Below are 9,119 nucleotides of genomic sequence, written 5' to 3'. Positions count from 1 at the left end.
CGCTTACGAATGTCGAACGTCGAGTGCAAAGCACTCGACGTACTGCGGTTGAAGTACCGCGTACGTGTGAGATACAGCTCACAACCTAATTACTGCTTCTTCCCAGATTGGTTCTGTTGGCCATGCCAGCAGGACAACCCTCTTTGCCTGATGACCATAGCGAGTCGGTCCCACCCCTTCCCATCCCGAACAGGACCGTGAAACGACTCTACGCCGATGATAGTGCGGATTCCCGTGTGAAAGTAGGTAATCGTCAGGCTCCCTTAGCCAGAAACCCCCGCCCGACCAGGCGGGGGTTTTTGCATTGGCGAGACGGAAATGCGCGAGATGACAGAGAACCCGTCCCCATCTTGCAAACTGCATGCCCTCCCGAGGCTCCTTTTCACCGATCTCGAGAGTGCCTTCCTATCGGCCGCACGCGCTGCACGAACGCTAACGCTGTGGCGCATCTCTTCCTCCCCGTCATCGGCAACAGTCGCCGCGTGCGCGACAGCGGCAGCATCGGCTTACCTTTCGATCCAGCAGTTTCCTGATTTGCGGGCATGTCGTAAGTTCAACCGATCTGCGATGCATGTCCGGCGACGACACGCCACTCGCTACCCGATCGGCGCCACAGGCGCGTGTAGGCGAACATGCCATCGAATGCGTTGCCGTCGAAACGACCGGCAAGCTTCGCCTTCGTCGTGGTGAGGATCATCTCGCCGATCGTCTTTGCCTGAGTCTCCTGGATATCGAGTGTGTCGAGGCGCAGCAGTTTCGCGCGATGCGCGGACAGATCGTCATCTTTCGAAATGACCAGCCCGCTCGGGATGGTGAAGACGAGGTCGTCATCCAGCAACGTGTCGAGTGTGTCGACGTCGTTGGCGAGCATCGCCGCTCGCAGTGCGGCTTCATACGGTTCGATGACTGCACGAACGGCATCCATATCGGGGCCTCGCAACGGTTCGAAAGGTCCGCATTTCATACGCGACCGGCAATCGGGCTGCGGCGGCCCTCGCATTCCGGCACCAAGGCTATTCGACAGAGATTACTCAGGTTTCGACAGCGCCTGACGTCGCACCAACATCACCAAGCAGATGCCGATCGACGCGACGATGTTGACCGAAGGATAGAACGCGACCGCGACATTCCACCTGCTTAGCGCCAGCAGCGCCAATGCGTACTTGAGCACGCACAGCGCGAAATACGTGAGGCTCTCGCTCCACGGATCGCGAAGCGTCTTGCGTATGGTCGGTCCCAGGCCGGCAAGCTCGATCAGCGTGACCAGACAGATCGACATCGTAGGGTCCTCGGTCAGCATCCAGAGCGGAATGGCCGATAGTGCCGCGCACAGGAAGAGCCAATCGATGCGGGTCCAGCCGCGCTCACCTCGAAACAGACTCGCGACGAAAGTCAGAAAGCAGGTCAGTGCGATCGCGGCAGTGCACCATGCAGACGGTCCGGCACCCGCAACGAACTGGCCGGCGCCCGCGATCACCGTGACGACCGACCAGATGAGCCACGTGAACAGGTGCGGCCGAACGGTGCGCCGGTAGATCGCGAGCGCGTACGGAATGGCTGCCAACAGGGACACGGCAGATCCCACGACACCCAGCACTGAAGCGGCACCCTGATCGACAGTCACCATCAACGCGGTCTTGTTCGCATGGGCGGTCAGTATGTGGTCAGGCAGCGCAACGCGCAACTTCGCGCCGGCATGCGGCGCCGTCGATTCTTCGCCGTGTTGTTGCCGAAGCGGGAAGCGATTGAACGCCAACAGACTGCAGCGTGATTGCGTGCTCACAGCCGAATCGACTGCGTGGCCGTCGAATGCGGGGGGATTGCCTCTTGAAGCAAAAGAGAGCGGTTCTTCCAGAAGGCCAACAGCTTGAGCAACCGCACGACTGCTGAAATTCACTGCGATCATGCACGTCAGCCTTGCCCTTTAGCGCGCTCGCACCGAGCGTGACGCACACCCGCGCCGCGATTCAATGCTCCGCCTGCGCCGCATTGACATCCCGCCGAAATGCGCCCGGGCTCGTCCCGGTCCATTTCCGGAACGCGCGATGAAACGCGCTGGGCTCGGTAAAACCGAGTTCCGCCGCGATTTCCGCGACGCTGAGCGTGTGCCCGCGCAGCAGCGACTGGGCCAGCGCACCGCGCAGTTCGTCCTTGATCGACGCGAAGCTCTGCCCCTCGCTGCGCAACCGTCGCCGCAGGGTCGCGGGCGTCGTGCCGAGGCGCACGGCCAGCGTGTCGAAGTCCGGCCACTCGGCGGCCGGTTGGGCCTTCAGATGCGCACGTATCTTTGCCACCCAGCCGGTGTCGTGCCGATAGCGCACGAGCAGGTTGCCGGGCGCGCCGCGCAGGAAGGTTTTCAGCGCCTGCGCGGAGCGGATCGTCGGCAGCGCGAGGTACGCGGCGTTGAACGCGAGTCGGCTGTCCGGGCGGTCGAAATGCACGGGCACGCCAAAGAACTGGTGGTAGTCGCTGCGCTGGTCGGGGCTCGGGCACGCGAAATCGATGCGCTGCAGCGGAATGCGTCGGCCGATCAGCCAGCAGGCGACGCCGAGCAGGATCAGCCAGAACGTCCGGTACGCGAACGCCGAATACGGTGCGCCCGCCTGCGTGAGGACGATCTGCGCCTGGCCGTCGGCGACCACGAGCTCGCCGCGCGGTTCGTCGAGCACCACGCGCAGGAACTGCAGCGCACGCCGCAGCGCTTTCTCGAGCGTACCCGCGTGCAGCACGGCGTGACACAGCAGCGTGAAGCTGCCGCGCCGCATCGGTCGGGCCGCGAGCCCGAAGAATTCGTCGTCGATCGCGTTGGCGATCGCCAGCCACAGGCGACCGTACTGCTGTGGCGTGACGGGCTCGCGCACGGTGGCCGGCAAGCCGGCCACGCGCAGTACGGGCTCGGTCGGAATCCGCAGCCGGCGCAGGCTCTCGAGCGCATCCTCGACGAAATCCGACGAGATCATCTGCGGCCCCATTTTTCATGCCCTCCAGACATGGCAAAAGCGATCACGATTCTAGATTCTGTTTGTCATTGATTGCAATGTGACGGCTGTCTACCATCATCGATATACCCCCGGTTCGCCGGCGGGCATAACGAACAGGAGACACGCATGCGTGATGGAGCAACCGCCCGGGTGGTGCCGGCCTACGCCGACGCCGTGGCCGGCTTCCGTATCGAGACCGCCGCCGCACATCTGCACGGCGACCTGGAGCAGGGCCTGAACGCCTGCGTCGAATGCTGCGACCGGCATGCGGCGGCGGACGCGAATGCGATCGCACTCGACTGGATCGACGCCGGCGGCCGGCATCGCAGCTTCACGTTCGCGCAGATGCAGGCGCTGTCGGCGCGGGTCGCGAACCTGCTGGTCGAGCAGGGCGTGAAGCCGGGCGACGTGGTGGCCGGCCTGTTGCCGCGTACGCCCGAACTCGTCGCGACGATCCTCGGCACGTGGCGCGCGGGCGCCGTCTATCAGCCGCTCTTCACCGCGTTCGGGCCGAAGGCGATCGAGCACCGGCTGCGCATGAGCGATGCACGGCTGGTCGTCACCAACATCGCGAATCGCGCGAAGCTCGACGAGATCGTCGATTGCCCGCGGGTCGCGACGGTGCGCGAGTCGGGCGACGCGCTGCCGGCGCGCGACATCGATTTCCGCGCGGCGCTCGACGCGCAGTCCGACGTATTCGAACCGGTGCCGCGAAAGGGCACCGACCTGTTCATGATGATGTCGACGTCGGGCACGACGGGTTTGCCGAAGGGCGTGCCGGTGCCGTTGCGCGCGCTGCTCGCGTTCGGCGCGTACATGCGCGACGCGGTGGACCTTCGCGCCGGCGACCGCTTCTGGAACATCGCCGATCCGGGCTGGGCATACGGCCTCTATTACGCGATCACGGGCCCGCTGCTGCTCGGCCATGCAACGACGCTGTACGAGGGTGGTTTCACGGTCGACAGTACCTACGACGTGATCGAACGGCTCGGCATCACGAGCCTGGCCGGTTCGCCGACGGCGTTCCGGATGCTGATGGCGGCCGGCACCGAAGCGGCCGCGCGCCTGAAAGGGCAACTGCGCGTCGTCAGCAGCGCGGGCGAACCGCTGAATCCGGAAGTCGTGCGCTGGTTCCACGCGGCGCTCGGCGCGCCGATCTACGACCACTACGGCCAGACCGAGCTCGGGATGGTCGTGAACAATCATCACGGGCTCGCGCACGTCGTCCATGCCGGTTCGGCGGGTTTTGCGATGCCCGGCTATCGCGTCGCGGTGCTCGACGAAGCCGGCCGCGAACTTGGCCCCGGCGAGCCCGGCATTCTCGCAATCGACGTCGCGCGCTCGCCGCTGCTGTGGTTCTACGGTTACTGGCAGCAGGACACGCCGGCGATCGCGGGCGGCTATTACCGGACCGGCGACAACGTGGAGCTCGAGCCGGACGGTACCGTGAGCTTCATCGGCCGCGCGGACGACGTGATCACATCGTCCGGTTACCGGATTGGTCCGTTCGACGTGGAAAGCGCGCTGATCGAGCATCCGGCTGTCAGCGAGGCCGCGGTGATCGGCGTGCCGGACCCGGAGCGCACCGAGATCGTCAAGGCGTTCGTCGTGCTGTCGAAAGGCTTCGACGGCACACCGGCGCTGGCCGAAGAACTGAGCCAGCACGTGAAGCGGCGACTGTCGGCACACGCCTATCCTCGCGCGATCGACTTCGTCGACGCACTGCCGAAAACCCCGAGCGGCAAGATCCAGCGCTTCGTGCTGCGCAAGCAGGAAGCCGAGAAGACCGCTCACTCCTGAATACTGAATACGGACTGCGAATGAATATCAAGGATCGCGTTTTTCTGATTACGGGCGCCGGTTCGGGCCTCGGCGCGGCGGTGGCGCGCATGGTGGTCGCCGAAGGCGGCAAAGCCGTGCTGCTGGACGTCAATGAAGACGCCGGCACGAGCCTCGCGCACGAACTCGGCGCGGCCGCACGCTTCGTGAAGACCGACGTGACGAGCGAAGCCGACGGGCAGGCCGCCGTTGCCGCCGCGCGCGACGCCTTCGGCCGCATCGATGCGCTCGTGAACTGCGCGGGCGTCGCGCCGGGCGAGAAGGTCGTCGGCCGCGAAGGCCCGCATTCGCTCGACCGTTTCGCGCGTGCGGTGTCAATCAATCTGGTCGGCACGTTCAACATGATTCGGCTGGCCGCCGACGCAATGTCGAAGCAGGACGCCGACGCGGAAGGCGAGCGCGGCGTGATCGTCAACACCGCGTCGGTCGCGGCGTTCGACGGACAGATCGGGCAGGCCGCGTATGCGGCATCGAAGAGCGGCGTGGTGGGCATGACGTTGCCGATCGCGCGCGAACTCGCGCGGTTCGGCATTCGCGTGGTGACGATCGCGCCGGGCATCTTCGCGACGCCGATGATGGCCGGCATGCCGCAGGACGTGCAGGACGCGCTCGGCAAGAGCGTACCGTTCCCGCCGCGGCTCGGCCGCCCCGATGAATTCGCGGCGCTGGTGCGCCACATCGCCGAGAATACGATGCTGAACGGCGAAGTCATCCGTCTCGATGGCGCGCTGCGCATGGCACCGCGCTGACACTGGAGGAATGCAATCATGACGACACAGGATCCGATCGTAATCGTTGGTGCGGCGCGCACGCCGATGGGTGGTTTTCAGGGCGACCTGGCCGCGGCCAGCGCGAGCGAGCTCGGCGCGGTGGCGATTCGCGCGGCGCTCGAACGCGCGAACGTGCCTGCCGAGCGCATCGATGAAATCGTGTTCGGCTGCGTGCTGCCGGCCGGCCAGGGGCAGGCACCGGCGCGGCAGGCCGCGCTGAAGGCGGGCTTGCCGCTGGCAGTGGGCGCGACCACGGTCAACAAGATGTGCGGCTCAGGGATGAAGGCCGCGATGTTCGTGCACGACCTGCTGCTGGCGGGTTCGGCGGACGTGGCGGTCGCGGGCGGGATGGAGAGCATGACGAATGCGCCGTACCTGCTGCCGAAGGCGCGCGCGGGGATGCGCATGGGGCATGGCCAGGTGCTCGATCACATGTTCCTCGACGGGCTCGAGGACGCGTACGACAAGGGCCGGCTGATGGGCACGTTCGCGGAGGATTGCGCGCAGGCCTACCAGTTCACGCGCGAGGAGCAGGATGCGTTCGCGATCGCATCGCTGACGCGCGCGCAGCGAGCGATTGCGGAAGGACGCTTCGTATCGGAGATCGCGCCGGTGACGGTGAAGGCCGGCAAGACGGAAGCTGTCGTGTCGATCGACGAGCAACCGGGTAACGCGAAGCTCGACAAGATTCCGACGCTCAAGCCGGCATTCCGCGAGGGCGGTACGGTGACGGCCGCCAATTCGTCGTCGATTTCCGATGGCGCGGCCGCGCTCGTGATGATGCGTCGCTCGGAAGCGGACCGACTCGGCCTCGCGCCGAAGGCGGTGATCGTCGGGCATTCGACCTATGCGAACAAGCCGGGCCTGTTCGCGACGGCACCGATCGGCGCGATCCGCAAGCTGTCGGAGAAAACCGGCTGGAACCTGCGCGACGTCGACCTGTTCGAGATCAACGAAGCCTTCGCGGTGGTGGCGATGGCCGCGATGCGCGATCTCGACCTGCCGCACGACAAGGTCAACGTGCACGGCGGCGCGTGTGCGCTCGGCCATCCGATCGGCGCATCGGGCGCACGCGTGATGGTGACGCTGCTGGCCGCGCTCGAAGCGTATGGGCTGAAGCGCGGCGTCGCGTCGCTGTGCATCGGCGGCGGCGAGGCGACGGCGATCGCGATCGAGCGGGTCGCGTAACGCGCGCCGGGAGGACGCGGGCGGTATGGACCGGAGCCATACCGCCTCATCGGCGAGGCGCGTCGCGCGCGCTTCATCGAACCCGCCGTCATTCGACCATTTCGCCTTTCGCCTGCAGATCGGCGTGATAGGACGAGCGCACCATCGGCCCCGATGCGACCTGGCTGAACCCGAGCGCAAGCGCGCGTTGCCGCAACTGCGCGAATTCCGCGGGAGGAACGAAGCGCTTCACGGGCAAGTGGTGACGGGTTGGCTGCAGATATTGGCCGAGGGTCAGCATGTCGACGCCATGCGCGCGCAAGTCGCGCATCACCTGCTCGACCTCGTCGATCTCTTCGCCGAGGCCCAGCATCAGGCCCGATTTGGTCGGCACGTTCGGCGCCGCGGACCTGAATGCCTGCAGCAGGCCCAGCGAGTGCCGGTAATCGGCGCCCGGCCGCGCTTCGCGATACAAGCGCGGCACGGTTTCCAGATTATGGTTGAACACGTCCGGCGGGGATGCCGCGAGCAGGTTCAGCGCGACCTCGTGCCTGCCGCGAAAATCCGGCGTCAGCGCCTCGATCCGGAGTGCCGGATCGATCCCGCGTGCGGCGCGGATGCAGGCCGCGAAGTGAGCGGCGCCGCCGTCGCGCAGGTCGTCGCGATCGACCGACGTGATCACCACGTACTTGAGCCCCATCGCGGCAATCGTTTCGGCGAGCCGTGCCGGTTCGTCAGGATCGAGCGGAAGCGGGCGGCCGTGTCCGACATCGCAGAACGGACAACGCCGTGTACAGATGTCGCCCATGATCATGAAGGTCGCCGTGCCGTGAGCGAAGCACTCGCCGAGGTTCGGGCAACCGGCTTCCTCGCATACCGTATGCAGCTTCTGCTCGCGCAGGATCTTCTTCAGCGCCATCACCTCGCGCGAACCCGGAAAGGCCGCACGAATCCATTCCGGCTTGCGTGGCATGTCGGCCGGTTCGGTCGCGACGATCTTCACGGGGATGCGCGCCATTTTTTCGGCGGCGGAGAGCCGAGTTCCGGCGGCCATCGGCGTGTTGCGGGTGCTCGTGTTCGCCATGGCTTACCCCCGGTAGTAGCGTTGCGGGACGAACGGCGTTTTCGCGACTTCCATCGGGACCGGTTTGCCGCGGACGATCGCATGCAGTGCAGTGCCTGGTGCCGCGAATTCGACGTCGACATAGCCGATGGCGACCGGGCCGCCGCAAGTCGGACCGAAGCCGCCGCTCGTCACCGTGCCGATCGGGCGTCCGTCGGCGTCGACGATGTCGGCGCCCTCGCGCACCGGCACCCTGTCTTTCACGACGAAGCCGACGCGTTTTCTTGTCACGCCCTCGGCGATCTGCCGCGCGACGACATCCGCGCCGGGATAACCGCCGGCGCGTGCACCGCCAGGGCGTCGTACTTTCGAGAGGGCCCACAACAGCCCGCCTTCGATCGGCGTGGTGCCGGTGTCGATGTCGTGGCCGTACAGGCACAGGCCGGCTTCGAGGCGCAGCGAATCGCGCGCGCCGAGACCGATCGGCTCGACGGCAGGGTCGGCCAGCAGCAGGCGTGCGAGCGCTTCCGCCCGATCGGCCGGCACGGAGATCTCGTAGCCGTCCTCGCCGGTGTAGCCGGAGCGGCTGACCATGCACGCCGCGCCGGCCAGCTCGACACGCGTGCTTTGCATGAAGACCAGTTCGGCCAGGCGGGGTGCCAGGCGCGCCAGAACCGACGCGGCGGCCGGCCCTTGCAGGGCGAGCAGCGCGCGGTCGGTCAGCTCGACGACGTCACAGCGGTGGCCGATCCGTTCCCTCAGATGGCGGACGTCGCGGTCCTTGCACGCGGCGTTGACGACCGCGATCAGCTCGGCGTCGCCGAGGCGGGTGATCATCAGGTCGTCGAGAATGCCGCCGTGCTCGTTCGTGAACAACGCGTAGCGCTGCATGCCCAACGGGAGGTCGATCACGTCGACCGGCACCAGCGTTTCGAGCGCGGCGGCGGCATCCGGACCCGACAGCAGCACCTGTCCCATGTGCGAGACATCGAACAGCCCGGCCTGCTCGCGCGTATGAAGATGCTCTTTGAGGATGCCGAGCGGGTACTGGACGGGCATTTCGTACCCGGCGAACGGAACCATCTTCGCGCCGAGCTCGACGTGAAGGTCGTGGAGTGGGGTACGGGAAAGTGGGATCGTCATCGTTATTCCGGATCAACAGGATTTTAGGAGATCGCGCGCGGTACAGCTTCGGAGTACGGAATGAACGACTTGGGCAATCCCGTATCCGGAGGCGTGCTCCGTTCTCCGGAGGGACGTCGAAGTCGCTTCCGAAGAACGGTCGGGCAATGGCCCGAA

At 66.1% G+C, this 9,119-nt stretch carries 8 protein-coding genes and 1 rRNA gene; 4 read left to right on the top strand and 5 right to left on the bottom strand.

The features are described from left to right. Positions 1-146 precede the first annotated feature (146 nt). A 5S ribosomal RNA gene (gene rrf, locus WS49_RS25465) occupies positions 147-259 on the top strand. 294 nt (positions 260-553) lie between these two features. Here the strand turns inward: rrf and WS49_RS25460 are convergent. From WS49_RS25460 to WS49_RS25450, 3 genes are all read right to left on the bottom strand, one after another. Further along, positions 554-925 carry a nuclear transport factor 2 family protein gene (locus WS49_RS25460; protein WP_059534492.1) on the bottom strand — a complete coding sequence of 124 codons (372 nt, stop codon included), beginning with the start codon at positions 923-925 and terminating at the stop codon, positions 554-556. Between the two features lie 102 nt (positions 926-1,027). Then, a complete protein-coding gene (locus WS49_RS25455) occupies positions 1,028-1,627 on the bottom strand; it encodes a hypothetical protein (RefSeq protein WP_059534512.1) in 600 nt (199 codons plus the stop codon). Positions 1,628-1,967: 340 nt separating this feature from the next. Continuing rightward, positions 1,968-2,972 (bottom strand): AraC family transcriptional regulator, encoded by a 1,005-nt coding sequence (locus tag WS49_RS25450; protein WP_059534491.1) that lies wholly within the window; start codon positions 2,970-2,972, stop codon positions 1,968-1,970. 135 nt (positions 2,973-3,107) lie between these two features. Here WS49_RS25450 and WS49_RS25445 point away from each other — a divergent pair, with 135 nt between their 5' ends. From WS49_RS25445 to WS49_RS25435, 3 genes are read left to right on the top strand one after another with little or no spacing between them, the layout of a single operon-like run. After that, positions 3,108-4,781, top strand: coding sequence for an acyl-CoA synthetase (locus WS49_RS25445; protein WP_059534489.1), 1,674 nt, complete (start codon positions 3,108-3,110; stop codon positions 4,779-4,781). A gap of 20 nt (positions 4,782-4,801) precedes the next feature. Further along, complete coding sequence (locus WS49_RS25440; RefSeq protein ID WP_059534487.1) at positions 4,802-5,569, top strand: 3-hydroxyacyl-CoA dehydrogenase; 768 nt, start codon at positions 4,802-4,804, stop codon at positions 5,567-5,569. Between the two features lie 18 nt (positions 5,570-5,587). After that, positions 5,588-6,778: an acetyl-CoA C-acetyltransferase gene (locus WS49_RS25435; RefSeq protein ID WP_059534484.1), complete on the top strand. Its 1,191-nt coding sequence runs from the start codon at positions 5,588-5,590 to the stop codon at positions 6,776-6,778. An 88-nt stretch (positions 6,779-6,866) separates the two neighbouring features. Here WS49_RS25435 and lipA read toward each other — a convergent pair whose 3' ends face one another. Next, a complete protein-coding gene (gene lipA, locus WS49_RS25430) occupies positions 6,867-7,841 on the bottom strand; it encodes a lipoyl synthase (RefSeq protein ID WP_059534483.1) in 975 nt (324 codons plus the stop codon). Positions 7,842-7,844: 3 nt separating this feature from the next. Further along, positions 7,845-8,963 (bottom strand): glycine cleavage system aminomethyltransferase GcvT, encoded by a 1,119-nt coding sequence (gene gcvT, locus WS49_RS25425; RefSeq protein WP_059534481.1) that lies wholly within the window; start codon positions 8,961-8,963, stop codon positions 7,845-7,847. Between the last annotated feature and the right edge of the window lie 156 nt (positions 8,964-9,119).

It is taken from the genome of Burkholderia sp. RF7-non_BP4 (assembly GCF_001521935.1).
Taxonomy (GTDB): Bacteria; Pseudomonadota; Gammaproteobacteria; order Burkholderiales; family Burkholderiaceae; genus Burkholderia; species Burkholderia diffusa.
Note: the sequence above shows the minus strand (reverse complement) of the source record. Positions and strands in the feature narration are given on the sequence as shown.